This window comes from Burkholderia sp. YHN3-13 (assembly GCF_055810675.1).
In genome coordinates this window covers 43,229-69,584 of sequence record NZ_JBVVNQ010000016.1, presented here as the reverse complement: position 1 = coordinate 69,584, position 26,356 = coordinate 43,229, and the positions used below count along the sequence as shown (strand labels likewise).

The 26,356-nt window shown below is 68.3% G+C and carries 22 protein-coding genes; 6 read left to right on the top strand and 16 right to left on the bottom strand.

What is annotated here, in order from left to right:
• The first annotated feature begins 362 nt into the window (after positions 1 to 362).
• Positions 363 to 1,739: a nucleobase:cation symporter-2 family protein gene (locus AC0KUR_RS28495; RefSeq protein ID WP_473376716.1), complete on the top strand. Its 1,377-nt coding sequence runs from the start codon at positions 363 to 365 to the stop codon at positions 1,737 to 1,739.
• Between the two features lie 139 nt (positions 1,740 to 1,878).
• Here the strand turns inward: AC0KUR_RS28495 and AC0KUR_RS28490 are convergent, their stop codons facing one another.
• From AC0KUR_RS28490 to AC0KUR_RS28475, 4 genes are all read right to left on the bottom strand, one after another.
• Entirely contained in the window at positions 1,879 to 2,442 is a 564-nt protein-coding gene (locus AC0KUR_RS28490) for a chloramphenicol phosphotransferase CPT family protein (protein ID WP_226228171.1), read from the bottom strand.
• Between the two features lie 187 nt (positions 2,443 to 2,629).
• Positions 2,630 to 4,153 carry an efflux transporter outer membrane subunit gene (locus AC0KUR_RS28485; RefSeq protein ID WP_069245695.1) on the bottom strand — a complete coding sequence of 508 codons (1,524 nt, stop codon included), beginning with the start codon at positions 4,151 to 4,153 and terminating at the stop codon, positions 2,630 to 2,632.
• Entirely contained in the window at positions 4,153 to 7,353 is a 3,201-nt protein-coding gene (gene bpeB / locus AC0KUR_RS28480; RefSeq protein WP_034191218.1) for an efflux RND transporter permease BpeB, read from the bottom strand. Before bpeB ends, AC0KUR_RS28485 begins: the two co-directional genes overlap by 1 nt.
• A 15-nt stretch (positions 7,354 to 7,368) precedes the next feature.
• On the bottom strand, positions 7,369 to 8,643 hold the full coding sequence (locus AC0KUR_RS28475; RefSeq protein ID WP_069245697.1) for an efflux RND transporter periplasmic adaptor subunit: 1,275 nt from the start codon (positions 8,641 to 8,643) through the stop codon (positions 7,369 to 7,371).
• A 399-nt stretch (positions 8,644 to 9,042) separates the two neighbouring features.
• Between AC0KUR_RS28475 and AC0KUR_RS28470 the strand changes: the two genes are divergently transcribed.
• On the top strand, positions 9,043 to 9,684 hold the full coding sequence (locus AC0KUR_RS28470; RefSeq protein ID WP_034189098.1) for a TetR family transcriptional regulator: 642 nt from the start codon (positions 9,043 to 9,045) through the stop codon (positions 9,682 to 9,684).
• Positions 9,685 to 9,721: 37 nt separating this feature from the next.
• Here the strand turns inward: AC0KUR_RS28470 and AC0KUR_RS28465 are convergent, their stop codons facing one another.
• Positions 9,722 to 10,393 carry a cysteine hydrolase family protein gene (locus AC0KUR_RS28465; RefSeq protein ID WP_473376715.1) on the bottom strand — a complete coding sequence of 224 codons (672 nt, stop codon included), beginning with the start codon at positions 10,391 to 10,393 and terminating at the stop codon, positions 9,722 to 9,724.
• A 151-nt stretch (positions 10,394 to 10,544) separates the two neighbouring features.
• Here AC0KUR_RS28465 and AC0KUR_RS28460 point away from each other — a divergent pair, with 151 nt between their 5' ends.
• Entirely contained in the window at positions 10,545 to 11,534 is a 990-nt protein-coding gene (locus AC0KUR_RS28460; RefSeq protein WP_226228181.1) for a helix-turn-helix domain-containing protein, read from the top strand.
• 27 nt (positions 11,535 to 11,561) lie between these two features.
• Here the strand turns inward: AC0KUR_RS28460 and AC0KUR_RS28455 are convergent, their stop codons facing one another.
• From AC0KUR_RS28455 to AC0KUR_RS28430, 6 genes are all read right to left on the bottom strand, one after another.
• A complete protein-coding gene (locus AC0KUR_RS28455) occupies positions 11,562 to 12,269 on the bottom strand; it encodes a CoxG family protein (RefSeq protein WP_034189095.1) in 708 nt (235 codons plus the stop codon).
• Positions 12,270 to 12,297: 28 nt separating this feature from the next.
• Positions 12,298 to 12,657 (bottom strand): DUF427 domain-containing protein, encoded by a 360-nt coding sequence (locus AC0KUR_RS28450; RefSeq protein WP_034189094.1) that lies wholly within the window; start codon positions 12,655 to 12,657, stop codon positions 12,298 to 12,300.
• A gap of 136 nt (positions 12,658 to 12,793) precedes the next feature.
• Positions 12,794 to 13,231 carry a carboxypeptidase-like regulatory domain-containing protein gene (locus tag AC0KUR_RS28445; RefSeq protein ID WP_034189093.1) on the bottom strand — a complete coding sequence of 146 codons (438 nt, stop codon included), beginning with the start codon at positions 13,229 to 13,231 and terminating at the stop codon, positions 12,794 to 12,796.
• Between the two features lie 100 nt (positions 13,232 to 13,331).
• A complete protein-coding gene (locus tag AC0KUR_RS28440) occupies positions 13,332 to 14,813 on the bottom strand; it encodes a DegQ family serine endoprotease (RefSeq protein WP_034189092.1) in 1,482 nt (493 codons plus the stop codon).
• A 111-nt stretch (positions 14,814 to 14,924) separates the two neighbouring features.
• Positions 14,925 to 16,271: an ATP-binding protein gene (locus AC0KUR_RS28435; RefSeq protein WP_034189091.1), complete on the bottom strand. Its 1,347-nt coding sequence runs from the start codon at positions 16,269 to 16,271 to the stop codon at positions 14,925 to 14,927.
• A 3-nt stretch (positions 16,272 to 16,274) separates the two neighbouring features.
• Positions 16,275 to 16,937, bottom strand: coding sequence for a response regulator (locus AC0KUR_RS28430; RefSeq protein ID WP_034189090.1), 663 nt, complete (start codon positions 16,935 to 16,937; stop codon positions 16,275 to 16,277).
• 186 nt (positions 16,938 to 17,123) lie between these two features.
• Here AC0KUR_RS28430 and dacB point away from each other — a divergent pair, with 186 nt between their 5' ends.
• The 3 genes from dacB to AC0KUR_RS28415 all read left to right on the top strand — a co-directional run bounded on the left by dacB (position 17,124) and on the right by AC0KUR_RS28415 (position 21,144).
• On the top strand, positions 17,124 to 18,656 hold the full coding sequence (gene dacB / locus AC0KUR_RS28425) for a D-alanyl-D-alanine carboxypeptidase/D-alanyl-D-alanine endopeptidase (protein WP_034189089.1): 1,533 nt from the start codon (positions 17,124 to 17,126) through the stop codon (positions 18,654 to 18,656).
• A 338-nt stretch (positions 18,657 to 18,994) separates the two neighbouring features.
• Positions 18,995 to 19,909, top strand: coding sequence for a sterol desaturase family protein (locus tag AC0KUR_RS28420; protein ID WP_034189088.1), 915 nt, complete (start codon positions 18,995 to 18,997; stop codon positions 19,907 to 19,909).
• A gap of 95 nt (positions 19,910 to 20,004) precedes the next feature.
• Positions 20,005 to 21,144: an SGNH/GDSL hydrolase family protein gene (locus tag AC0KUR_RS28415; RefSeq protein WP_473376714.1), complete on the top strand. Its 1,140-nt coding sequence runs from the start codon at positions 20,005 to 20,007 to the stop codon at positions 21,142 to 21,144.
• Between the two features lie 81 nt (positions 21,145 to 21,225).
• On the opposite strand, the gene AC0KUR_RS28410 is transcribed toward AC0KUR_RS28415, so the two are convergent.
• From AC0KUR_RS28410 to fba, 5 genes are all read right to left on the bottom strand, one after another.
• A complete protein-coding gene (locus AC0KUR_RS28410) occupies positions 21,226 to 22,254 on the bottom strand; it encodes an L-threonylcarbamoyladenylate synthase (protein WP_473376713.1) in 1,029 nt (342 codons plus the stop codon).
• Between the two features lie 11 nt (positions 22,255 to 22,265).
• Positions 22,266 to 23,462 carry a 5-(carboxyamino)imidazole ribonucleotide synthase gene (locus tag AC0KUR_RS28405; protein ID WP_034189085.1) on the bottom strand — a complete coding sequence of 399 codons (1,197 nt, stop codon included), beginning with the start codon at positions 23,460 to 23,462 and terminating at the stop codon, positions 22,266 to 22,268.
• Positions 23,463 to 23,542: 80 nt separating this feature from the next.
• A complete protein-coding gene (purE, locus tag AC0KUR_RS28400) occupies positions 23,543 to 24,064 on the bottom strand; it encodes a 5-(carboxyamino)imidazole ribonucleotide mutase (RefSeq protein ID WP_034189110.1) in 522 nt (173 codons plus the stop codon).
• A 21-nt stretch (positions 24,065 to 24,085) separates the two neighbouring features.
• The gene (locus tag AC0KUR_RS28395; protein WP_034189084.1) at positions 24,086 to 24,976 is read right to left on the bottom strand and encodes a phosphoribosylaminoimidazolesuccinocarboxamide synthase; all 891 of its coding nucleotides are present in this window, start codon (positions 24,974 to 24,976) and stop codon (positions 24,086 to 24,088) included.
• A 233-nt stretch (positions 24,977 to 25,209) separates the two neighbouring features.
• Positions 25,210 to 26,274, bottom strand: coding sequence for a class II fructose-bisphosphate aldolase (fba, locus tag AC0KUR_RS28390; RefSeq protein ID WP_034189083.1), 1,065 nt, complete (start codon positions 26,272 to 26,274; stop codon positions 25,210 to 25,212).
• Between the last annotated feature and the right edge of the window lie 82 nt (positions 26,275 to 26,356).

Here is a 26,356-nt window from a genome sequence, read left to right as displayed (position 1 = left end):
CCGGCGCGCCGGACATGCGGCCGGCCGACCGGTTTCACCGGGCCGCAACCCGCACGCAAAAGCGGGCGTTCGCGGGTTAACCCGGCACGAATTTGCATCGGTCCTTTTTGCCACTATGCGGCCCGCCCGATACAGACCATAAAGCAGCCCATATTTGGCACGGGGGTCAGCGCTATTTTGAAGGGCTATAAAACCGGGGAACCTCACTCCTGCGGCAGTTTCCCGATGATCGACACCCTGCTCCATGCCGAAACGGCATATCGAACCAGCAAAGAACGGAATAGTACCCAGCGCTCTTGTTGCGTGGATTCATTCCGCATAACTTCGTATCACCCCGAAAACAAGATCATGGAGTGAGACAGATGCAATCGAACACGGTCCATCCGTGCGATGAGGTGCTGCCGACCGGCAAGCTGGTAACGCTTGGCCTGCAGCACGTCCTCGTCATGTACGCCGGCGCCGTTGCCGTGCCGCTTATCGTTGGCGCCGCACTCAAGCTGCCGAAAGACCAGATCGCGTTCCTGATCAGCGCCGACCTGTTTTCGTGCGGTATCGCCACGCTGATCCAGACGCTGGGCCTGTGGATCTTCGGGATCCGCCTGCCCGTCATCATGGGCTGCACGTTCGCGGCGGTCGGCCCGATGATCGCGATCGGCACGAATCCCGGCCTCGGCATTCTCGACATCTTCGGTTCGACGATCGCGGCCGGCATCATCGGCATCGTGCTCGCGCCGATGATCGGCAAGCTGTTGCGGTTCTTCCCGCCGGTGGTCGTCGGCACCGTGATCGCGGTGATCGGGTTGTCGCTGATGGAAGTCGGCATCAACTGGGCGGCCGGCGGCGTCGGCAACCCGGAGTACGGCAGCCCGGTCTATCTCGGCCTGTCGCTGCTCGTGTTGACGCTGATCCTGCTGATCAACAAGTACGGCCGCGGCTTCGTCGCGAACATCTCGGTGCTGCTCGGCATCGTCGCCGGCTTCGCGATCGCGTTCGCGATCGGCCGCGTGAATACCGACGGCGTCGCACACGCGCCGTGGGTCGGCTTCGTGATGCCGTTCCACTTCGGCCTGCCGCACTTCGACCCGCTGTCGATCGTGACGATGGTCACGGTGATGTTCGTCACGTTCATCGAATCGACCGGCATGTTCCTCGCGGTCGGCGACATGGTCGATCGCCCGGTCAACCAGGAGCGCCTGGTGCGCGGCCTGCGCGTCGACGGCCTCGGTACGCTGATCGGCGGCATCTTCAACTCGTTCCCGCATACGTCGTTCTCGCAGAACGTCGGCCTGATCGGCGTGACGGGCGTGAAGAGCCGGTTCGTGTGTGCGACGGGCGGCGTGATCCTCGTGCTGCTCGGCCTGTTCCCGAAGATGGCGCAGGTCGTCGCGTCGGTGCCGTCGTTCGTGCTCGGCGGCGCGGGCATCGTGATGTTCGGGATGGTGGCCGCGAACGGCATCAAGGTACTGTCCAAGGTCGACTTCGTGAACAACGCGCACAACCTGTTCATCGTCGCCGTGAGCGTCGGCATGGGCCTCGTGCCGGTCGTGTCGCCGCACTTCTTCTCGAAGCTGCCGCCCGCGCTCGCGCCGATCCTGCACAGCGGCATCCTGCTGGCGTCGGCATCGGCCGTGATCCTGAACATCGTGTTCAACGGCGTGAAAGGCGAGAAGGATGCGCGCTGCGAGATCCGCCGCGCCGGACACGACTTCGACGGACGTCCCGCCGACGTGCACCACTGATCGCCCCGCGCCGGACGACGGCGCGACGCGATAACGCAAGACGCCACGGCATGCCGTGGCGTTTTGCTTGTTCCCGGCTGGGCCCACGCGGCCGTGGCGCCGTGGACGCCACGTACGCGCCCCCGCGAGGCGCCGCGCGTCAGCCTCCGTGCAACGCCAGCGCCCGCATGATGTTTCGCGCGCAGGCCTCCGGCGTGGCCGTGCTGGTATCGACGCTCACATCGTAGGTCATGCCCGCATGCACCCTGTCGTACTGCCAGCGCGCGAGCCCCGCGAGACGATCGCCCCGTCGCCGCTCCCGTTCCTCGAGCACCTCCAGCGGACAGTGGACGCCGACCAGGCTGACCGTAAACGGCGCCAGCAAACGGGCGTACTCGGCCTTCTCGTCGCCCAGCAGCACCTCGTCGACGATCAGGTTGTTGCCCTGCTCCGCCAGCGCGACGATCGCGTGGCGCATCCCCTGCATCGCTCGCCGGGCAACCGGCCCGCTGCTGATCGACACCACGTTCCTGCCGTCCTCGACGAACGACGAAAACGTGAATCCGGCCGCGTCGTTCAGATAGCGCGCGGGCAGCATGTCGAGAAACGCATCCATCCGGACGTGCAGGTACGGGCTGGCCAGCAGCGCCTGGAGCGCATGCGCGAGCGACGTCTTGCCTGAACTGCCCGCGCCGTTGAGCAGGATGATCCGGGTCGTTTTCATGCAGCGAGTGTACCTGCGCGTGTTGAACGACGCCGGACGGGTGGGCGGAACGCCGACGCGATTGCCGGCACGTCGGCGCGGACACAAAAAAGAAAACGCCACGGATTGTGGCCCGTGGCGTTCTCGTTTCCGCATACAGCCGGTTCCAGGGACAGGCGCGGCTGGCCGCCCCTGCCCTTCGTTGTACTTACCCGTTCGTCGCGGCCGCCGACGCAGCGACCGGAGCAGCCGCCTTGTCGTAGTCGACCGGCGCATCCGGCGCGCGCGGCGTTTCGCCGGCCCGCTGGATCCACCCGCCGCCCAACGCGCGGTACAGGTCGACCAGGTTCGTCCAGCGCGCCAGACGTGCGCTGATCAGCGTCTGCTGGGCCGAGTACAGGTCCGTCTGCGCCGTCAGCACCGACAGGTAGCTGTCGACGCCGTTCTTGTAACGCAGGTCCGACAGGTCGAAACGACGCTGCTGCGCATGCTCGTTGCGCTCCAGCGCCGCGATCTGCTGGTCGTACGTGCCGCGTGCGGCGAGACCATCCGCCACTTCGCGGAACGCCGACTGGATCGCCTTCTCGTAGTTCGCGATCTCGATGCGCTTCTGCACGTTCGCCAGGTTCAGGTTCGCGATGTTCTGCCCGCCTTCGAAGATCGGCATCGTGATCTGCGGCGCGAACGACCACGCCGCCGTGCCGGCCTTGAACAGGCCGCCGAGCGTCGGGCTGCCGGTGCCGAATGCGCCCGTCAGCGAGATGCGCGGGAAGAACGCCGCACGTGCCGCGCCGATGTTCGCGTTCGCGGCCAGCAGCGTCTGCTCGGCCTGCATCACGTCCGGACGACGCGTCAGCAGATCCGACGGCAGCCCGGCCGGCACGTCCGTCAGCAGGTTCTGCGCGTCCAGCGGCATGCCCGCCGGCAGGTCGTCCGGCAGCGGTTCGCCGATCAGCAGCACCAGTGCGTTCAGCGCCTGCGCACGCGCACGCGCCTGCGCCTGCTGGTTCGCGAGCGCCGTCTCGACCACCGTCTGCGCCTGACGCAGCTCGAGCTCCGAGCCCGTGCCGTTGTCGAACTGCAGCTTCGTCAGGTCGTACTGCGCCTGGGCGGACTTCAGCGTGTTCTCCGTGACCTTCAGCAGGTCGTCGGTCGACAGCAGCGTCAGGTACTGGTCGGCCACGGAAGACACCAGCGAGATTTCCGAAGCCTGCCGCGCGTACGACGTCGACAGGTACTGCGCGAGCGCCTGGTCCTTCAGGCTCTGCACGCGGCCGAACAGGTCGAGCTCCCACGACGCCGACAGCCCGACGTTGTAGGCACGCGAGATATACGGCGCACCGGTCGTCGACAAGCCCTGCGGCACGCGCTGGACGTTGCCCGTGCCCGTACCGTCGAGCGTCGGGAACAGGCCCGCGCGCGTGATCTGGTACTGCGCGCGCGCCGCCTCGATGTTCAGCACCGACACGCGCAGGTCGCGGTTGTTCTTCAGCGCGATCTCGATCAGCCGCTGCAGGCGCGGATCGACGAAGAATTCGCGCCAGCCGATGGCCGTCGCCGCCTGGCCGTTCGCGCTGCGCGCGCCGGCCGCACCCGGCTGCGTCGCGTAGACGCCGCCGGCCGGGTACGCCTGCGCGACGGGCGCATCGGGCCGCTTGTAATGCGGCGCCATCGTGCAGCCCGTGGCAAGGAGCGCGACCGCGATTGCAGTCAAAGCGTGTTTTTGCATCATCACTGTCCCTTGTTGCCTTCGTCGCCGTTGCCCGGCTTCTCTTCGTGGTGCGAGTGCTCCTGAGCCAGGCGCAGCGCCTCGTCGACGTCTTCCTTCTCGCCGCTGAAGATCGCGCGGATCTTCACGAAGAACATCGGGATCATGAAGATCGCGAGGAACGTCGCCGTGATCATCCCGCCGATCACGCCCGTACCGATCGCATGCTGGCTGGCCGAACCCGCGCCGTTGCTGATCGCGAGCGGCATCACGCCGAGAATGAACGCGAGCGACGTCATCAGGATCGGGCGCAGCCGCAGGCGCGCCGCTTCCAGCGCGGCCTCGATCGGCCCCATCTTCTCCGTCATCTGCAACTCGCGCGCGAATTCCACGATCAGGATCGCGTTCTTCGCGGACAAGCCCACGGTCGTCAGCAGGCCGACCTGGAAGAACACGTCGTTTTCCAGACCGCGCATCGTCGCCGCAAGCAGTGCGCCGATCACGCCGAGCGGCACCACCATGATCACCGAGAACGGGATCGACCAGCTTTCATACAGCGCCGCGAGACACAGGAACACGACGAGGATCGAGATCGCGTACAGGATCGGCGCCTGCGAACCGGACTGGATTTCCTGGAACGACAGGCCGGTCCACGAATAGCCGATCCCGACCGGCAGCTTCTTCGCGAGCCCTTCCATCGCGGCCATCGCCTGGCCGGTCGACTTGCCCGGTGCGGCCTGACCCTGGATTTCCATCGCCGACACGCCGTTGTAGCGCTCGAGCTTCGGCGAACCGTACGTCCAATGACCGGTCGCGAACGAACTGAACGGCACCATCCCGCCCGACCCGTTGCGCACGTACCAGACGTTCATGTCTTCCGGCGTCATCCGGAACGGCGCGTCTGCCTGCACGTACACCTTCTTGATCCGGCCGTCGGTGTCGAGGAAGTTGTTCACGTACTTCGACGCCCATGCGATCGAGAACGTCTGGTCGATCGCATCCGCCGTCACGCCCAGCGCATTCGCCTTCTCGCGGTCGATGTCGACCTTGTACTGCGGCGTGTCGTTCAGGCCGTTCGGGCGCACGCCCTGCAGCGTCGGATCCTTCGAAGCCATCCCGAGCAACTGGTTACGCGCGGCCATCAGCGCATCGTGGCCGAGACCGGCGTTGTCCGTCAGCTCGAAGTCGAAGCCGGCCGCCGTGCCGAGTTCGGGAATCGACGGCGGGTTGAACGGGATCACGATCGCGTCCTTGTAGCCCGCGTAGCGCCCGAACATCCGGCCGATCAGCGCCTGCACCTTCTGGTTCGCGTGCTGACGCTGCGAGTAATCCTTCAGGCGCACGAACACGAGACCGGAGTTCTGGCCGCGGCCCGCGAAGCTGAAGCCGTTGACCGTGAACGCCGACTCGACGATTTCCTTCTCGTCCTTCAGCAGGTAGTCGGAAATGTTCGCCAGCGTCTTCGCGGTCGTCTCCTGCGTCGAACCCGACGGCGTCTGCACGATCACGAACATCAGGCCCTGGTCTTCATCGGGCAGGAACGACTTCGGCAGGCGCACGAACAGCAGCCCGACCGCGACGATCACGACCAGATAGATGATGAGCCAGCGGCCCGAGCGCTTGATCACGTGGTGCACGCCGACGTGGTACTTGTCGCGGCTGTTGTTGAACGTGCGGTTGAACCAGCCGAAGAAGCCCTTCTTCTCTTCGTGATGCCCTTGCGGGATCGGCTTGAGGATCGTCGCGCACAGTGCCGGCGTCAGAATCAACGCGACGAGCACCGACAGCACCATCGCCGACACGATCGTCAGCGAGAACTGACGATAGATCGCGCCGACCGAGCCGCCCGAGAACGCCACCGGCACGAACACCGCCGACAGCACGAGCGCCACGCCGACCAGTGCGCCGGTGATCTGGCCCATCGCCTTGCGGGTCGCCTCCTTCGGCGACAAGCCTTCTTCCGCCATCACGCGCTCGACGTTCTCCACCACCACGATCGCATCGTCGACCAGCAGGCCGATCGCGAGCACGAGGCCGAACATCGACAGCGTGTTGATCGAGAAGCCCACCATCGACATGATCGCGAACGTGCCGAGCAGCACGACCGGCACCGCGATCGTCGGGATGATCGTCGCCCGCAGGTTCTGCAGGAACAGGTACATCACCAGGAACACGAGCACGATACCTTCGAGCAGCGTCTTGACCACTTCCTCGATCGACAGCTTCACGAACGGCGTCGTGTCGTACGGATACTTCACGACGAGGCCGTGCGGGAAGAACGGCGAGAGCTCGTCGATCTTCGCGCGCACGGCCTTCGCGGTCGCGAGCGCGTTCGCGTTGGTCGCGAGCTGGATACCGAGTGCCGCGGTCGGCTGACCGTTGTACTTCGTGTCGAAGTTGTAGTTTTCGCCGCCGAGGCCGATCTGCGCGACGTCCTTCAGGCGCACCTGCGAGCCGTCCTGGTTGACCTTCAGCAGGATGTTGCCGAACTGCTCGGGCGTCTGCAGCAGCGTCGATTCGGTGATCGTCGCCTGCAGCACGGTGCCCGGCTTCGCCGGCGTACCGCCGAGCTGACCGCCCGCGATCTGCACGTTCTGCGCGGTGATCGCCGAGCTGACGTCGACCGGCGTGAGGCCGTAGTTGGTCAGGCGGGTCGGGTCGAGCCAGATCCGCATCGCGTACTGCGAGCCGAACAGCGTGACGGTACCGACGCCATTCAACCGGCTGATCGGATCCTTCACGTGCGACGCCACGAAGTTCGCGAGGTCGTACTTGTTCATGCTGCCGTCTTCGGAGTTGAAGGCGAGCACCAGCAGGAAGCTGCTGCTCGACTTCGTCACCGACAGGCCGAGCTGCTGCACGACCTGCGGCAGAACCGGCGTCGCGAGCGACAGCTTGTTCTGCACCTGCACCTGCGCGATGTCGGCGTTGGTACCCGGCGCGAAGGTCAGCGTGATCGTCGCGTTACCCGAGTCGTCGCTTGTCGACGACATGTACAGGAAGTTGTCGAGACCGCTCATCTGCTGCTCGATCACCTGCGTCACCGTGTCTTCCACCGTCTTCGCGGAAGCGCCCGGATAGTTCGCGGTGATCTGGATCGATGGCGGCGCGATCGTCGGATACTGCGAGATCGGTAGCGTGAAGATCGCCGCAACCCCGGCCAGCATCAGGATGATGGCGATCACCCACGCGAAGATCGGGCGATCGATAAAAAACTTTGCCATGAAACAGGCTCCCTGTTATTGCGCGCTCGAAGCAGCGGCAGCACTCGCCGGCGCGGCGCCCGATGCAGCGGCACCGGATGCGGCAGCGGTGCCGGAACCGGCGGCAGCCGGCGCGGCGGAGGCAGCGGCACCCGACGCGGCATCGGCCGCCGGTGCGAGCTGCGCGGGGACCGACTTCACGGTCGCACCCGGGCGCACCTTTTCGCCGCCCTGCACGATCACGTGATCGCCCGCCTGCAGACCGCCTTCGACGATCCAGTTCTGACCCTGCATGCCGGTCGTCTTCAGCGGACGCGGCTCGACCTTGTTGCTGGCGTTCACCACCAGCGCGATCGCCTGCCCCTTCTGGTCGTGCGTGACGCCGATCTGCGGCACCAGGAACGCGTTCTCGTTCACGCCTTCCTCGATCCGCGCGCGCACGAACATCCCCGGCAGCAGCACGCGGCCCGGGTTCGGAAACACCGCGCGGATCGTCACCGAGCCGGTGGTCTGGTCGACCGTCACGTCCGAGAACTGCAGCTTGCCCGCTTCCGAATAGGTCTTGCCGTCTTCCAGGATCAGCGACACCTTCGCCGCGCCCGGGCCGCTCGTCTTCAGGCGCCCGCTCTGCACGTCCTGGCGCAGCTTCAGCCCTTCGAGGCTCGACTGCGTGAGGTCCACGTACACCGGATCGAGCTGCTGCACGGTCGACATCAGCGTCGCCTGGCTCGCCTGCACGTACGCGCCCGGCGTCACTTGCGAGATGCCGACGCGGCCCGTGATCGGCGACACGACATCCGTATAGCCGAGGTTGATCTGCGCGGTATCGACCGCCGCCTTGCCGGCCGCGACGTCCGCCGCGGCCTGGCCCTGCGTGGCCACCGCGTTGTCGTAGTCCTGCTTGCTGACCGCGTTCGCGGCCACCAGCACCTTGTAGCGCGCGACCAGCGCGTTCTGCGTGACGAGGTTCGCCTGCGCCTTCGCGAGCGTCGCCTTCGCGCTGTTCAGCGCGGCGACGTACGGCGCCGGGTCGATCTTGTACAGACGCTGACCGGCCTTGACGTCGCTGCCTTCGGTGAATTCACGGCGCAGCACGATGCCGTCGACCCGCGCGCGCACCTGCGCGACGAGGAACGCGCTGGTGCGGCCCGGCAGGTCGGTGAAGACCGGTACGGCCTGCGGCTGGACGGTGACGACGCCGACTTCAGGTGTTTGCGGCGGCGGTGCCGATTCTTTTTTTCCGCAGGCAGCCAGGAAAACCGCGGCTGCCGCGACAGTGATCAAGCGGTATGGAACCCGTTCGACGCGCATGGAGCGACCTCTGTGTGTAACCAATGGAATAAGTGCAGCACCCGGCGGGAGCGCAACACGGATGCGCCTCGCGGCGCAGATCGAACACCTGAATTACTGGACTGCTGGATACAGCACGTCGGCACGAAACCTCCATGCCGACGGGATGCCGCGAACTGCGGACTGGTACTTTGGCGGGAATCAGCAGAGTGGGATATTAACTGATTGCCACTTGGGTCATTCGATCGTAGGGTGGTATTGTATATACATTCATGGATGTATGTAAAAAGCCCGTTTGTACTCCGCCGACTATCCAGTCTTACAGATTGTTACCCGTCGCAAGCATAGCCCGTCTCAATGATGGCCGCGAGGGGTTGCGGACCCTAAATTCACCTACGATCGATCCAATCAGGCCTGCACATGGTCAGACGTACCAAGGAGGAGGCGCTCGAGACGCGCAACCGCATTCTCGACGCCGCCGAGCACGTGTTCTTCGAGAAGGGCGTGTCGCACACGTCGCTCGCGGACATCGCCCAGCACGCCGGCGTGACGCGCGGCGCGATCTACTGGCACTTCGCGAATAAAAGCGAGCTGTTCGACGCGATGTTCGACCGCGTGTTCCTGCCGATCGACGAACTGAAGCGGATGCCGCTCGACGCACCGGGCGGCGATCCGCTCGAGAAGGTGCGCAAGATCCTGATCTGGTGCGTGCTCGGCGTGCAGCGCGATGCGCAGCTGCGGCGCGTGTTCAGCATCCTCTTCATGAAGTGCGAGTACGTCGCGGACATGGGGCCGCTGCTGCAGCGCAATCGCGCCGGGATGAGCGAGGCGCTGCACGCGATCGACGCCGATCTCGCGATGGCCGTGCGGCTCAAGCTGCTGCCCGAGCGGCTCGATACGTGGCGCGCGACGCTGATGCTGCACACCCTCGTCAGCGGCTTCGTGCGCGACATGCTGATGCTGCCCGACGAGATCGACGCCGAGCAGCATGCGGAAAAGCTCGTCGACGGCTGTTTCGACATGCTGCGCTACAGCCCCGCGATGCTGAAGGACGGCGGCTGACGCGCAGCGGTCGCCGCACCGCCCCGCTGCTGCCGCGTCAGGCCGCCTTCGCGCGTTGCGCGCGGGCTCGCCGGTTCGACGCGGCCACCGAATCGCGCGCCGGCATCGCCGCGCCAGACAGTCCCGCGATCCACGCGTCGGTCGACATCACCGCCGCGAAATTCGACTGGAACACCACCGTGTACGCGCGGTGAATCTCCTCGGCGCTCGCCGTGCCCGCTTCGTTCTCGTAAGGCAGCGCGCCCGTCGCGTCGTTCAGGTACTCGATCTTCAGCCCCGCATGCGCAGCGTGATAGACGGTCGACGCATTGCAGTTGTGCGTCATGTAGCCGGCCACCGCGAGCGTGTCGATCCCGTGCGCGTCGAGCCACGTGCCAAGATCGGTCCCGGCGAACGAGCTCGCCTGCGTCTTCTCGACCAGATGCGCGTACGGCCGGCCGGCGACCACCGCGTGCAGCGCGACGCCGTCGGAGCCGGGCGCGAAGATCGGCGCGCCGGCCGGCGCGACGTGCTGGACCACGATCACGGGCACGCCGGCCGCGTGCGCGGCGTCGATCGCGCGGCCGATGTTCGCGAGCGACACGTCGAGCGGCGGATACTCGATCGGCAGGTTGCCCGTCACGTATTCGTTCTGGACGTCGATGACGATCAGGGCGCGGCGGGCAGCGGGATGAGCAGCGGAAGACGGGACGGCGTTCGAATTCGACATGGCGGGCTCCTGGTCCGGGAGCGCTACCCCGCCCGGAAGGGGGCGGCCGGCAGCGCGATGGGATGCATTGTCGGGCCACGGCGTTTGCCCGGACAGTGGCCCGATAGCCATTCTTCGATAAAATCGGGCCATCCCCATTCCGGAGCCCGTCATGGCCGCTGCCGCGTTGCCCGCCCCGCCTGCGCCGACCGTCGTCGCCGTGATCGCATACGACGGCATCAGCCCGTTCCACCTGTCGGTACCGTCCGTCGTGTTCGGCAAGGAACGCGACGCGGCCGCGTCGCCCGCGTTCGAGTTTCGCGTCTGCTCGGCCGAGCGCGGCGCGCTCGCGACGACGGGCGGCTTCACGATCGCGGCGCCGTACGGGCTCGATGCGCTCGACGACGCGGACATCGTCGTCGTGCCCTCCTGGCGCGATCCGGACGAAGTGCCGCCCGATGAACTGCTCGACGCCGTCCGCGCGGTCGCCGCCCGCGGCGCGCAGCTCGTCGGCCTGTGCCTCGGCGCGTACGTGCTCGCCGCGGCCGGCCTGCTCGACGGCCGTCCGGCCACCACGCACTGGGCATGGGCCGACGATTTCGCCCGGCGCTTTCCGCGCGTGAAGCTCGATCCCGACGTGCTGTACGTCGACGACGGCAATCTGACGACGTCGGCCGGCACGGCCGCGGGGCTCGACTGCTGCCTGCACGTGGTGCGGCGGCGCTTCGGCTCGGATGCCGCGAACCGGATCGCGCGCCGCCTCGTGATTCCACCGCACCGCCAGGGCGGGCAGGCCCAGTACGTGCCGCAGCTGGTCGCCGCGCACCCGCGCGATGCGCGGCTCGCGGGCCTGCTCGACTGGGTGCGCGCGCATCTCGACGCCGCGCATGGCGTCGATTCGCTCGCCGAACGCGTGCTGATGAGCCGGCGCACGTTCACGCGCCACTTCCGCCAGGCGACGGGTACGACCGTCACCGCATGGCTGCAGGCCGAGCGGCTCGCACGCGCGCAGCACCTGCTGGAAACCACCGGACAATCGATCGACGCGATCGCGCAGGCTGCCGGCTACGGGTCGAGCGTGTCGCTGCGCCAGCATTTCGCGGGCGCGCTCGGCACGTCGCCGTCCGCCTATCGAAGGGAATTTCGCGGCGCCGGCGCCTGAACCGGCGCCGACGCGCGGTAAGGCCGCTCAGCCGCCGTTGATCCAGCGTGCCGCGTAGAGCAGCAGCGCGACGAACACGATCATCGCCGCCCAGGCCCAAACCGGCACCGTGCCGGAGCCGCGATGCGGGAGCGCGCTGGCCGCGCGCCCGGTCAGCGCGCCGCCCAGGTGCGGCGGCAGCGCACGCTTCGTCGCGGCCATCAGCGACGCGGGCCGCAGGAACACATGCTGGCGGCGCGGCGCGGCCGAGCGCGCGCGATTCGGCGCGAGGCCGTGCTTCGCCTGCACGACCGCGCAGAACTCTTGGAAGAAATCATCGGTCCACTCGCGCAATGCGTTGTCGATCTGCCGCCCCGGCAGCTCGGCAAGCGGCCCGCTCGCCGTCGCCCAGACCACGTACTCGATGCGCGTCGCGTTCGCGTCGTCATCCGGCATCAGCACGAGTTCGACCTGGCCGCGCAGCGCGCCGAGGCCGTCGGCGCGCGCCTTGAAACTCAGCACACGGCGCGGCCGCCCTTGCGCGTCGCCCTGCTCGGCGGCCGCGTGTGCGCGCACGTCGTAGCGCGCGCGCAGCGGGCCGAGCGGCACCGTGATCGTCAGCGCGAACTCGCCGTGCGCGAGCTTCACGAACGATTCGCAATGGTCGAAGCTCGCCCGCAGCAACGCGAGATCCTCGAACGCCTCCCGCACGACAGGCGGCGCGAGCGCAACGCGTAACGTGTCGTTCAGTTCCATGACGCCTCCCCGATGAACCCGCGCCGCATCAGGACGTCTCGACGAGACTGTCGATCCGCGCGACATCGAAGGCGACGTAGTGCGCAAGCACGGACGCCGCCTCCGTCGGTTCCTCGTAACTCCATGCGGCGTTCTCGATCACGCCGTCTTCCGTCTGCAAGTCGAAATGCACGGCCGGCCCCCTGAACGGGCACGCGGTCGTGAAACCCGACTTCACGAGCCGGCGCATGTTGACGTCGCCGCGCGGCAGGTAATGGATGTCCGGCAGTCCCGTTTCGCGGACGGTCAGCGCGCGATGCGAATCGGCATACGTGATGCCGCGATGGATCACGCGAACGCGATGGCGGTTCGGCACGATTTCGAGTCGAGGGTCGGCTGCATCGGACATCGTTTCTCCTTCGGGCGCCCCGGCAGGCAAACCGGGCGCAGGAAACGAAAAAAAGCCACGGCACGCGTGCCGTGGCTTTCATTATGGGCGAAACTTCGTCCGATTGCGCGACCTGGGCGCGGCCGCGCGCGGCGGGCTACTGCGCGCTCCACTGGAACGCGGTTTTCGCGCCGCCCTTCGCGCCGACCGTGACGGCGCGCGATTCCTCGTTGCCCTGGTACGACGCATGCACCGTATAGCGTCCCGGCGGCACCTTCACGAGCATGTACGGCCCGCGCGCGTCGGTCTTCAGCACTTCCGTGCCCTTGCCGTCGACGATCCGCACGTGGACGTCGGCCAGGAACTCGCCGCCCTTGCCGGTGAAGCGCAGCGCCAGCGGCCACTTCGCCTCGTTGTGCTGGAACGCCGTCGATTCGTCCTGCCCGACGCCGCCGGACACGAAGGTGACGTCACCCTGCTGGCGCGCGGCCGGCAAGCCGTCGGACTGCGCGTACGCGCCGGTCGCACCGGCTGCGAGGCCGGCGGCCAACGCCACGGCGACGGCAAATCGGGACACGTTGCGTGGATATTGCATGGCTCTCTCCTTGGGGTCGGAACACATACGGGGCGCCGCGTCACGCGGTCGAGCGGCGGCGCCCGCCGCGGCCGGCCGAGCCGGCCGTCGGCCATGCCGGTCAGCTCAGGTCGACCGGCACGAAGATCTGCGCATTATCGCGCTGGATCAGAAGAGCAAGACTGTTGCCCGCGCCCTTGACCGCGTCGCGCAACTGCTCGGGGCTCGTGACCGGGCGGCCGTTGACCGCGAGGATCACGTCGCCGGGCTGGATACCCGCATTGGCAGCCGGACCGCCGGCCTGCTGCACGATCAGCCCGTGCGACAGGTTGTCGGCACTGCGCTCCTGCGGCGACAGCGGACGCACCGCGACACCCAGGCGGCCCTGCTCGACCGGCCCGCCGTCGTTCGACGCGAGCTTCGCATCGGCCATCGCGCCGAGCGTCACGCTGATCGACTTCTTCGACTTGTCGCGCCAGATCTGCAGGTCGGCCTTCGAACCGGGCTTCAGGTTCGCGATCTGCGCGGGCAGCGACGTCGAATCGGCGACCGGCGAACCGTTGACCGACAGGATCACGTCGCCCGGCTGCAGGCCGGCCTTCGCGGCCGGGCCGTTCGGGTCGACCGAGCTGACCAGCGCGCCGTCCGGCTTCGGCAGCCCGAACGAACTGGCGAGCGTCTGGTTCAGCCCCTGCACGGCGACGCCGAGGCGGCCGCGGCTCACGTGGCCGGTCTTCACGAGCTCGTCCTTGACCTTGATCGCCTCGTTGATTGGGATCGCGAACGACAGGCCCTGGAAGCCGCCCGTCTGCGAGTAGATCATCGAGTTGATGCCGATCACCTCGCCCTGCAGGTTGAACAGCGGGCCGCCCGAGTTGCCGGGGTTCACCGGCACGTCGGTCTGGATGAACGGCGTGTAGTTCTCGTCCGGCAGCGCGCGCGACTTCGCGCTGATGATGCCCGACGTGACCGTGTTGTCGAAGCCGTACGGCGAGCCGATCGCGACGACCCACTGGCCGACCTTGCTCTGCGCCGGATCGCCGATCTTCACGGTCGGCAGGCCGCTCGCGTCGATCTTCAGCACCGCGACGTCGGACTGCTTGTCTGCGCCGACGACCTTCGCCTTGTATTCGCGCTTGTCGGTCAGCTTGACCGTGACGACGTTCGCGCCGTCGATCACGTGCGCATTGGTGAGGATGTACCCGTCGGAGCTGATGATGAACCCGGAACCGAGGCTCGCGCTCGGCTGGTCGTCGGGCTGCGCGTCGCCACCCATGCCCGGCACCTGGCCGTAGAAGTGCTTGAAGAACTGGTAGAACGGGTCGCTCGGGTCGATCGGCAGTTGCGGCTGCGGCACGCGCCGCGACACCTGCTTCACGACGTGCTTCGCGCTGATGTTCACGACCGCCGGGCCATAGGTCTCGACGAGCCCGGAGAAATCGGGAATGCCGGTCTTGGCGGCCGCTTCGGCCGGCATCAGCGCGGCCTGCGCGGGCGTGATGATCTGCGGATCGGCGCGGCGCGTACCGGCGAAATAGCCGGCTGACAGGGCGGCCGCCACGGCGACCGCGACGGTGCCGCGCGCAAGGAATCGGGTATTCATCGTAGGACCTCCTCTTTGTTAGGACGCAGCGTAACGACCCTGACTTAAAGGAGGCTTAATCAGCCTTAAGCGGGGCTTAAGCGGCCGCCGGCGGCCGCCTGGCGGCACGCGTCACGCGGATTCGGAAGGCTGCGGCGCCTCGGCGGGCATCTCGGCGTCGCGGAACACGACGCTGACGAGCAGGCCGCCCGCGGCCGCGTCGCCGAGCGACACCGTCGCGCCCTGCTGGGCCGCCACGCGCTTGACGATCGCGAGCCCGAGCCCGCTGCCCGCCACGTCGGTGCGCGCCCGCGCGGAGCTGTCGCGGTAGAAGCGGTCGAACACGCGCTCGCGTTCGTCGGCCGGGATGCCGGGCCCGCTGTCGCCGATCTGGACGCACGCGCGGCCGGCCGCGTCGCGGGTCAGCGACACGTCGATGCGGCCGCCGTCCGGCGTGTACTTCACCGCGTTGTCGAGCAGGTTGCCGAACATCACGCGCAGCGCGCCAATGTCCGCGACGACGCTCGCCGCGCGCGTCTCCTCGAAGCCGAGATCGATGTCGCGCCGCTGCGCGAGCGGCGCATGCGCGGTCACGCATTCGGCGAGCAGCGCCTGCAGGTCGACCGGTTCGCGCATCGTCGCGCCGTCCGGCTCGGCACGCGCGAGCGCGAGCAGTTGCTCCGTGAGGCGCGTCGCGCGCGACACGCCGTCCTGGAGATCCGCGACCGCCTCGCGGCGCGATGCGTCGTCCTTCGCGCGGGCGACGAGCTGCGCCTGGATCTGCACGGCCGCGAGCGGCGTGCGCAACTCGTGCGCGGCGTCGGCGACGAACGCCTTCTGCGTGTCGAGCGCGGCCGACAGCCGCGCGAGCAGCCCGTTCAGCGCGCGCACGAGCGGCTGCACCTCGAGCGGCAGGCGCGCGTCGGGCAGCGGATCGAGCGCTTCCGGCCGGCGCGCCTCGACCGCGCGCGTCACGCGGCCGAGCGGCGCGAGGCCGCGCCCGACGATCACCCAGACGGCCGCGCCGAGGAACGGCAGCAGCACGATCAGCGGCCACAGCGTGCGCAGCGCGACGTTCGCCGCGAGCCGGTTGCGCACCGACAGCGGCTGCGCGAGCTGCACGACGTTGTCGCCGACGATCGCGCCGTACACGCGCCATTCGCCGCGATCGGTGCGCTCGGTCGAGAAGCCGAGTTCCGCGCGCGGCGCGATCGGCGCACGCGGATGCGAGAAGTACATCAGCACGCCGTTGCGGTTCCAGATCTGGATCACGATGCCTTCGTCGCCGTTGGTGCGCGAGCCGAACACCTGCGAGAACGGCTCCGACGGCAGCGCCGCGGCGATTTCCTGCAGCTGGTAGTCGAACAGCTCGTTCGCCTCCGCGAGCGCCTGCCGGTAGATGAGCCAGCCCGCGATGCCCACGCCCGCGACGACGATCGCGAGCAGCCAGATCAGCAATTGATGACGAATCGACCTCACGCGTCAGCTTTCCTTGACGACCATGTAGCCGAGCCCGCGCACGTTGCGGATCAGGTCCGAGCCGAGCTTCTTGCGCAGCGCGTGGATGTAGACCTCGACGGTGTTGCTGCCGATCTCCTCGCCCCAGCCGTACATCTTTTCCTCGAGCTGGCTCTTCGACAGCACCGCACCGGGCCGCGCGAGCAGCGCCTCGAGCAGCGCGAACTCGCGCGCGGACAGCGCGACGGGCGCGCCGTCGAGCGTCACCTGGTGCGAAGCGGGGTCGAGCGTCAGCGCGCCGTGGCGGATCAGCGACTCGCTGCGCCCGGCCTGGCGGCGGATCAGCGCGCGCATCCGCGCGCCGAGTTCGTCGAGGTCGAACGGCTTGACGAGGTAGTCGTCGGCGCCCGCGTCGAGCCCCTTCACGCGGTCGGCGATCGCGTCGCGCGCGGTGACGATCAGCACCGGCAGCGACAGCCCGCGCGCGCGCAGCGTGCGCAGCACGTCGACGCCGTCGCGCTTCGGCAGGCCGAGATCGAGCAGCAGCAGGTCGTACGTCTCGCCGCCGAGCGCCGTGAGCGCCGCGTCGCCGTCCTGCACCCAGTCGACCGCAAAGCCGTCCGAGCGCAGCGCCTTGCGCACGCCCTCCGCAATCATTCGATCATCTTCGACGAGCAGTATCCGCATCGGGACAGGTATCCATGGGGCGAGTCAAACACGCCGACCATTGTAGCGCCGCGAATCGCGTGCGCGGCACCGTGCAATGCAACAGTAAGGCGGATTGCAAGGGGCCTGCGCGGACTTGTCTCTACAATGTGCGCTTTGGCGCCGCCGCGCGCCCTGCCCGAGCCCCTGCTTTTCCCGTATTCGCCCATGCCGATTTCCGATCTTTCCGCCCGGTTCGCCCCCCGCGCCCGCCTGTGCCTGCGCGCGGCCGCCGTCGTCGCCACCTGCACGGCCCTCGCGTTCGCACCGCCCGCGCAGGCCCGCAAGAAATCCCACAAGGACGCGCGCAAGACCGCCGTCGTGTCGCCGGCCGCGCGCGCGGCCGGCCTGCCGGCGTCCGTGCTCGTCGCGCTGCAGCGCGCGAAGGTGCCGGCCTCGGCGATGAGCGTCGTCGTCGAGCGCGTCGGCGATCCCGAGCCGCTGATCGCGTGGAATGCGAGCCGGCCGATGCTGCCGGCCTCGACGATGAAGCTCGTGACGACCTTCTCGGGCCTGTCGATCCTCGGCCCCGACTACCGCTGGCGCACGACCGCGTACACGGACGGCACGGTCGATCCCGACGGCACGCTGCAAGGCAACCTGTACATCAAGGGCACCGGCGATCCGAAGCTCGTGCCCGAGGAGCTGATCGACCTCGTCGACAAGCTCCGCAAGGCCGGCGTCAAGCGCGTGGCCGGCGGCCTCGTGCTCGACAAGAGCTATTTCGCGGCGTCGACGCGCGACCTGCCGTCGTTCGACGACGATGCCAGCGCGCCGTACAACGTCGGCCCCGATCCGCTGCTGTACGCGTTCAAGGCCGTGTCGTTCACGGTCACGCCGGGCGACGACGGCAAGGTGGCCGTCGACGTGCTGCCGCCGCTCGCGAACCTGTCGATCGACAACCAGCTCGTCGAAGGCTCGGGCTCGTGCAGCGCGGCCGCCGCGGCCGCGCGCCCGACGCTGTCGGCCGGCGGCGGGATCATGACGGCCTCGTTCGCCGGCGACTACCCGCTGCGCTGCGGCGCGCACACGACCAACCTCGCGATCCTCGATCACACGACGTTCTTCGCGCGCGGCTTCCTCGCGCTGTGGCAGCAGGACGGCGGCACGATCGCCGGCCCCGTGAGCGAAGGCAAGGTGCCGACCACCGCGCGGCCGCTCGCGGTGCACCACAGCCCGGTGCTCGGCAGCATCGTCTACGACATCAACAAGTTCAGCAACAACGTGATGGCGCGCAACCTGTTCCTGACGATCGGCGCGGTCGGCGGCAAGCCGCCCGCGACGCCCGAACAGTCGAGCCGCGTGATCCAGGCATTCCTGCAGAAGAACGGCATCGCGATGCCCGACCTCGTGCTCGAGAACGGCTCGGGCCTGTCGCGCGAAGAGCACGTGAGCGCGCAGTCACTCGCCGCGCTGCTGCAGGCCGCGAACGCGAGCCCCGTCGCGCAGGCCTTCATCGATTCGCTGCCGATCGCCGGCATCGACGGCACGATGAAGAACCGCCTCACCAACGCCGGCGTGCTCGGCAACGCGCACATCAAGACCGGCACGCTGCGCGACGTGCGCGCGATCGCGGGCTACGTCGGCGGCGCCGACGGCCAGAGCTACATCGTCGTCAGCTTCATCAACAACGATCACGCGGAAGCCGCGCGCGCCGCGCACGACACGCTGCTCGAGTGGATCTACGCGGGCGCGCACTGACGCGTTGACGCACCGCACATCGCGCAACGGGCCGCCCTCGCGGGCGGCCCGCGCCGATTTTCCGCCGCGCCCGCGCTCGCCTTTCGCATTGCCCGGTTTGAAACGCCGCCGCCGCCGGCGCACGCCGCACCGCGCGCCGGCCGCGCCCGTAAAACAGGGCCGCACCGCCCGGCCCCGTGCCGCGCGGCTTCCGTAGAAACCCTGTCCTCAGAGGGAACCCTCTACGCTGCCCCCTCGCCTAGCGCGTGGCGATTGCGTAGGCTGTTGGCCTGACCGATATCTACAACGGGCCACACGCCCGGCCTCATGGCTTGCAGGGGAAAGAAGGAGACACGCCCATGCGATTCGACGTCGAATTGCTTCTGCTCGCGCTGGCGCCCGTCTTCCTGCTCTGCATCGCATGGGAGGCCTGGCACCTCGCCCGCACACGTGCGCAAGACCCTGTCTATGCGTGGCGCGACACGCTGTGCAACGCGGCGCTCGCGCTGATGCACCAGGGCGCCGACAAGATCGCGTGGCTGTTCGTGATTCCCGTCTATGCGTACTGCTACCGGCACTATCGTCTTTACACGTGGCACGACGGCTGGCTGTCGTTCGCGGTGCTGTTCGTCGCGCAGGACTTCCTCTACTACGTGTTTCATCGCGCGAGCCATCGCGTGCGCTGGCTGTGGGCCGCGCACGTCGTGCACCACTCGTCCGAGCGGATGAATTTCTCGACCGCGTTCCGCCAGAGCCTGATGTACCCCGTCGCGGGCATGTGGGTGTTCTGGCTGCCGCTCGCGTTCGCCGGCTTTCCGCCGCAACAGGTCGTCGGCATCGTGCTGATCAACCTCGCGTTCCAGTTCTTCGTACACACGCAGGCGATCGGCAAGCTCGGCTGGCTCGAATACGTGCTGAATACGCCGTCGATCCATCGCGCGCACCATGCGCGCAACGCGCGCTACATCGACCGCAATTACGCAGGCGTCCTGGTGATCTGGGATCGCCTGTTCGGCAGCTATGTCGAGGAAACGCCCGACGACCCGCCGCAGTACGGAATCGTCGAGCGGCTCGGCTCGAACAACCCGCTCGTCGCGACGTTCCACGAATGGGTGTCGATGGCGTCCGACGCGTTGCGCGTCGACGGATGGGGCAACAAGCTGCGCGCGATTTTCGGCCCGCCCGAATGGGCGAGCGCTTATCATGCGCAGATTGCCGAGGCCGCGAACCAGGATCCACGCACCGTGCCGCTGGCGGCTGCGCGTGACCGATAAACCGTTTCAGCCAACGGCCGCCGCGCAGCCCGGAACCGAGCAGGCACGCGGCAGATGAGAAACACATCAGGCCATATCTACGAGGAGATCGAACGATGCAGACACAACAACACGCACCTTCCCGCACCCGTCAGCGCATGCTGCGCACCGCGCAGGTCGCGATCGCCGGCGCCGCGCTCGCGCTGCTCGCCGCGTGCGGCGGCGGTGACGACAACAACGGCAGCAGTTCGTCGAACACGCCGCCGTCGGGCGTGAAGATGCAGGTCGTGTCGTTCGGCGACAGCCTGTCCGACGCGGGCACCTACTCGCAGATCAAGCTCGGCTTCGGCGGCGGCCGCTTCACGACCAACCCGGGCCAGGTGTGGACGCAGAACGTCGCGCAGTACTACGGCGACACGCTGCAGCCCGCGAACCAGGGCGGCTTCGGCATCCCGCTGCAGGCCACCGGCGGCCTCGGCTACGCACAAGGCGGCTCGCGCGTGACGCTGCAGCCGGGCATCGGCCACGCGGACGCCAGCGGGCCGAACGCCGACTACGCGCAGGCAACGACGACGCCGATCGCCGACCAGGTCAAGCAGTACCTGTCGCAGCACGGCAGCTTCAACGCCGGCCAGATCGTGCTGATCAACGGCGGCGCGAACGACATCTTCTATCAGGCGCAGGTCGCGCAGGCGCAAGGCAACACGCCGGCCGCGCAGCTCGCGGCCGCGCAGGCGATCGGCCTGGCCGCGCAGCAGCTCGGCGGGATCGTCCAGCAGATCGTCGCGGCAGGCGCGACGCACGTGTTCGTCGCGAACGTGCCGGACATCGGCGGCACGCCGCTCGCACTGCAAGGCGGCACGCAGGCCGCGTTCACGCAACTGTCGGGCCTCTTCAACAAGACGCTCGTCGGCACGCTCGCCGCGCTGAAGGTCGATACGACGAAGTATGCGGTGGTCGATTCGTTCACGTGGCAGGACGGCATCGCGGCCAACTACCAGGCGAACGGCTTCAGCGTGTCGAACACCGACACCGCCTGCAACCTGAAGGCGATGGTCCAGGCCGCCACGCAGTACGGCGTCGCGAACGCAACCGCCTTCGGCTCGTCGCTGTTCTGCTCGCCGCAGACCTACACGGTCGCGAACGCGGACCAGACCTACATGTTCGCCGACACGGTCCACCCGACGACGCGCCTGCATGCGCTGTTCGCGCAGTACGTCGAGCAGCAGATCGCGAAGTCCGGCGTCGGCAAGTAAGCCGCCGGCCACGCGCCCAAACGAAAACGCCCGACCGGTTCGCCGGTCGGGCGTTTTTTCATGCGTGAAGCGCGATGAACGTCAGTCGCGCGCCTCGAACGCGGCAGCCGCGCGGCCGAGGCGATCGTTGACCGCGATCCATTCGACGGTCTCGGGCAGCTTCTCGACGAGGATACGCGCGACTTGCGCACGGTCGAGCGCGCGCAGCATCCCGTACAGGTCGCGCGCATAGGCCCGCGGATCTTCCGGCGCCGCGACGAAATGCACGCCGTCGGCTTGCGCCCAGCGCCCCGCGCGCGATACACGGGCGACGAGCGCGACCCGTTCGCCATCGGTTTGCGCGGCCGCGAGCAGCGGCTCGAGCGCGTCGAACGGCAGCAGCGCGAGCGGCGTGCGCGGCGCGTAATGCGCTTTCAGCGTGCCCGACGCGCGCGGTGCGGTCGCGTCGCTGCCGTCCGGCAGCTTCGGCGCGCGGCCGAGCACGTCGGCGATCTGTTGCGGCGTCACGTGGCCCGGGCGCAGCAGCGCCGGGAAACCGCGCGACAGATCGAGAATCGTCGATTCGATGCCGACTTCGGATGCTCCGCCGTCGAGCACGTGCACGGTGTCGCCGAATTCGTCGCGCACGTGCTGCGCGGTCGTCGGGCTCACGTGGCCGAACCGGTTCGCGGACGGCGCCGCCACACCGCCGTGGCCGCCGCGCCGCGCGCTGAACGCGGCCAGCAGCGCCTGCGCGACCGGATGGGACGGGCAGCGCAGCCCGACCGAATCCTGTCCGCCGCTCACGGCATCCGGAATGCGGGCGTGGCGCTTCAGGATCAGCGTCAGCGGGCCCGGCCAGAATGCATCGATCAACGCGTGCGCGTCGGCCGGTACGTCGTCGGCCCAGTAGCCGGGGTCACCGCCCGGCGGCAGGTGCACGATCACCGGATGGTTCGCGGGCCGCCCTTTCGCCGCGTAGATGCGCGCGACGGCTTCGGGATTGGCCGCGTCGCCGCCGAGCCCGTAGACGGTCTCGGTCGGGAACGCGACGAGCTGCCCCGCGTCGAGCAGCGCGGCGGCCGCGTCGATCTGCGCGAGCGTCACGGAGGTCGGAAGATCGATGGACATCGGCCGGCGCCTCAGTCGAGCGGCACGCGCAGCAGCTGCGCGCACGCGGTGGCCGCGGCAACGGCCTCGTCGCGCGTCTCGGCCGTGAAGTTCACGTGGCCCATCTTGCGGCCGACGCGCGCTTCTTCCTTGCCGTACAGGTGCAGGTGCGCGGCCGGCATCGCGGCGACCGTGTCCCACGGCGGCGTGACGGCATCGGCCGCCGCACCGTGCGGAAACCACACGTCGCCGAGGATGTTCAGCATCGCGGCCGGCGAATGCTGGCGCGGATTGCCGAGCGGCATGCGCGTCATCGTGCGCACCTGCTGCTCGAACTGGCTCGTTGCGCACGCATCGACCGTGTAGTGGCCGGAGTTGTGCGGGCGCGGCGCCATTTCGTTCGCGACGAACGAGCCGTCTTCCAGCACGAAGAATTCGACGCACAGCACGCCGACGTAACCGAGCGTATCGGCGATCCGCACGGCGGCCTGCTGCGCCTCCGCGACGCGCGCGGCATCGGCGGCCGGCGCCGGCACGACCGTCAGCGCGAGGATGCCGTTGTGGTGCACGTTCTGGGCGAGCGGGAACGCGGCCGAGCGGCCGTCCGCGCCGCGCGCGATCAGCGCCGACACTTCGTATTTCAGCGGCAGGCGCTTCTCGAGCACGCACGGCACGCCGCCGAGCGCCGCATGGGCGTCGCGCGCTTCCCGCGCGGTGCTCACACGCACCTGGCCCTTGCCGTCGTAGCCGAGGCGCGCCGTCTTCAGGATGCCCGGCAGCACCGCGCCGAGCGCGGCATCGTCGAGCGCGGCGAGCGCCGCCGGCGATTCGATCACGACGTGCGGCGCGACCGGCACGCCCGACGCCTCGATGAAGCGCTTCTCCGCGATCCGGTCCTGCGCGACCGCGACGCAGCGGCCGGCCGGCGCGACGAACGTCGTGCGTGCGAGGAAATCGAGGCTCGCGGCCGGCACGTTCTCGAACTCCGTCGATACGGCGTCGCACAGGTCGGCCAGTTCCGCGAGCGCGGCTTCGTCGTCGTACGCCGCGCGCAGGTGGCGGTCGGCGACCGTGCCGGCGGGACTCGTCGGATCGGGATCGAGCACGGCGACGCGATAGCCCATCGACTGGGCGGCAAAGCAGAACATGCGGCCGAGCTGGCCACCGCCGACCATGCCCAGCCACGCGCCGGGCAGGATCGGGGAAACGGAATCAGGAGTTGCGGTCATGTCAGTGGTCGGTCGCGGCGGGCGCTGCCCGCCGCAGTGGGAAAGTCAGGCAGCCGCGACGCGCGGCCGCCGGTGCGCCGTCATTCGAGCGGCGGCAGCACCATCGCGTGCGCGGCTTCGTTCTGGCGCACGCGGAACGCGGCGAGCCGGTTCGCGTAGTCGACCGAGTTGCCGGACAGGATCGACACCGCGAACAGCGCGGCATTCGCGGCGCCGGCCTCGCCGATCGCGAACGTCGCGACCGGCACGCCCTTCGGCATCTGCACGATCGAGTGCAGCGAATCGACGCCCTTCAGGTACTTGCTCGCGACCGGCACGCCGAGCACCGGCACCGTGGTCTTCGCGGCCAGCATGCCGGGCAGGTGCGCGGCCCCGCCGGCGCCCGCGATGATCGCGCGCAGCCCGCGCTCGCGCGCCTTCTCCGCGTAATCGAACATCTCGTCGGGCATCCGGTGCGCGGACACGACCTTCGCTTCGTACGGTACGCCGAATTCCTGCAGGATCGCGACCGCGTGCTTCATCACGTCCCAGTCGGAACTCGAACCCATCAGCACGCCGACGAGCGGCGCGCCGTGCGTGTGGGCAGTCTGGACTTCACTCATGTCGTGCATTCCTTCCTTCTCTCAGACGAGCGACTGGCCCGTGATGCGCTCGAGCGCTTCCTGGTACTTCGCGGCCGTCTTCTCGACGACGTCGGCCGGCAGCGCCGGCGCCGGCGCCGTCTTGCCCCACGGCTGCGCCTCGAGCCAGTCGCGCACGAACTGCTTGTCGAACGACGGCGGGTTCGTGCCGACTTCGTACTGGTCGGCCGGCCAGAAGCGCGACGAATCGGCCGTCAGCACTTCGTCCATCAGGTACAGCTTGCCGTGGTTGTCGAGGCCGAATTCGAACTTCGTGTCGGCGATGATGATGCCGCGCGTCGCCGCGTAGTCGGCCGCTTCCTTGTACAGCTTGATCGAGATGTCGCGGATCGTCGCGGCCAGCTCGGTGCCGATACGGCGCTCGGTCTCCTCGAACGTGATGTTCTCGTCGTGCTCGCCCATCTCGGCCTTCGCGGCCGGCGTGAAGATCGGCTCGGGCAGCTTCTGCGCGTTCTGCAGGCCTGCCGGCAGCTGCACGCCGCACACGGCGCCCGATGCCTGGTATTCCTTCCAGCCGCTGCCGGCCAGGTAGCCGCGCACGACCGCTTCGATCATGATCGGCTCGAGGCGCTTGACGACCACGCCGCGGCCCTGCACCTGCTCGACCTCGTCGGCCGCGACGACCGCTTCCGGCGCGTCGCCCGTCAGGTGGTTCGGCACGATGTGCGCGAGCTTGTCGAACCAGAAGTTCGCCATCTGGTTCAGCACGCGGCCCTTGTTCGGAATCGGCTCGCCCATCACCACGTCGAACGCCGACAGGCGGTCGGTCGTGACGATCAGGAGCTTGTCGTTGCCGACCGCGTAGTTGTCGCGGACCTTGCCGCGACCGAGGAGCGGCAGCGAGCGGAGCGTGGATTCGTAAAGGGTAGACATCGTCTTTTCGCAGATAAGGAGCCAAACAAAAAGGGAAACGCCGTTCCCCGCGGCAGGCGGGAACGGCGGTCTTGCAATGCGTCGGCGAACCGGCGGGCGACGGCGCCCGGCGGTTGCCGGCCGGCCCTTGTTCGGCCGGACGGAGCGGCTACCGGGGCCGGATCGAATCCGGCAACCGGGCGGCCAGCCCTTGCCCGGCGGCAGTACCGGGCGGGGGCAATCGTACTACAGTCTCAGCGCACGACCTGCGCGAGCGCGCCGGACTTGTACTGCTCGGCGATCTTGTCGAGCGCCACCGGCTTGATCTTGCCGGCCTGGCCTTCGCAGCCGAACGCGAGGTAGCGGTCGACGCAGACCTGCTTCGCCGCTTCGCGCGCGGGCTTCAGGTAGTCGCGCGGATCGAACTTGCCCGGGTTCTCGAACAGGTAGCGGCGGATCGCGCCGGTGATCGCGAGACGCAGGTCGGTGTCGATGTTGATCTTGCGCACGCCGTGCTTGATGCCTTCCTGGATTTCCTCGACCGGCACGCCGTAGGTTTCCTTCATGTCGCCGCCGAATTCGCGGATCTCGGCGAGCAGCTCCTGCGGCACCGACGACGAACCATGCATCACGAGGTGCGTGTTCGGGATGCGCGCGTGGATTTCCTTGATGCGCTGGATCGACAGGATGTCGCCCGTCGGCTTCTTCGAGAACTTGTACGCGCCGTGCGACGTGCCGATCGCGATCGCGAGCGCATCGCACTGCGTGAGCTTCACGAAGTCGGCGGCCTGCTCCGGATCGGTCAGCAGCTGCTCGCGGGTCATCGTGCCTTCCGCGCCGTGGCCGTCTTCCTTGTCGCCCTTCATCGTCTCGAGCGAGCCGAGCACGCCGAGTTCCGCTTCGACCGTCACGCCGATCGAGTGCGCCATCTCGACGACCTTGCGCGACACGTCGACGTTGTACTCGTACGACGCGACCGTCTTGCCGTCGGCCTCGAGCGAACCGTCCATCATCACGCTCGTGAAGCCGCTGCGGATCGCCGCCATGCAGACCGCCGGCGACTGGCCGTGATCCTGGTGCATCACGACCGGGATGTGCGGGTAGGACTCGACGGCTGCTTCGATCAGGTGGCGCAGGAACGGCTCGCCCGCGTACTTACGCGCGCCGGCCGATGCCTGCATGATCACGGGCGCGCCGACCTGGTCCGCCGCCGCCATGATCGCCTGGACCTGCTCCAGGTTGTTCACGTTGAAGGCCGGCAGGCCGTAACCGTGCTCCGCCGCGTGGTCCAGCAATTGACGCATTGATACGAGAGGCATTGTGGAACTCCTTGGAATGAAAACCGGTGCGCCCTGACGCCGGCGCGGCATCCGCCCCCGTTCGACCCGGGGCGAGGCGGCG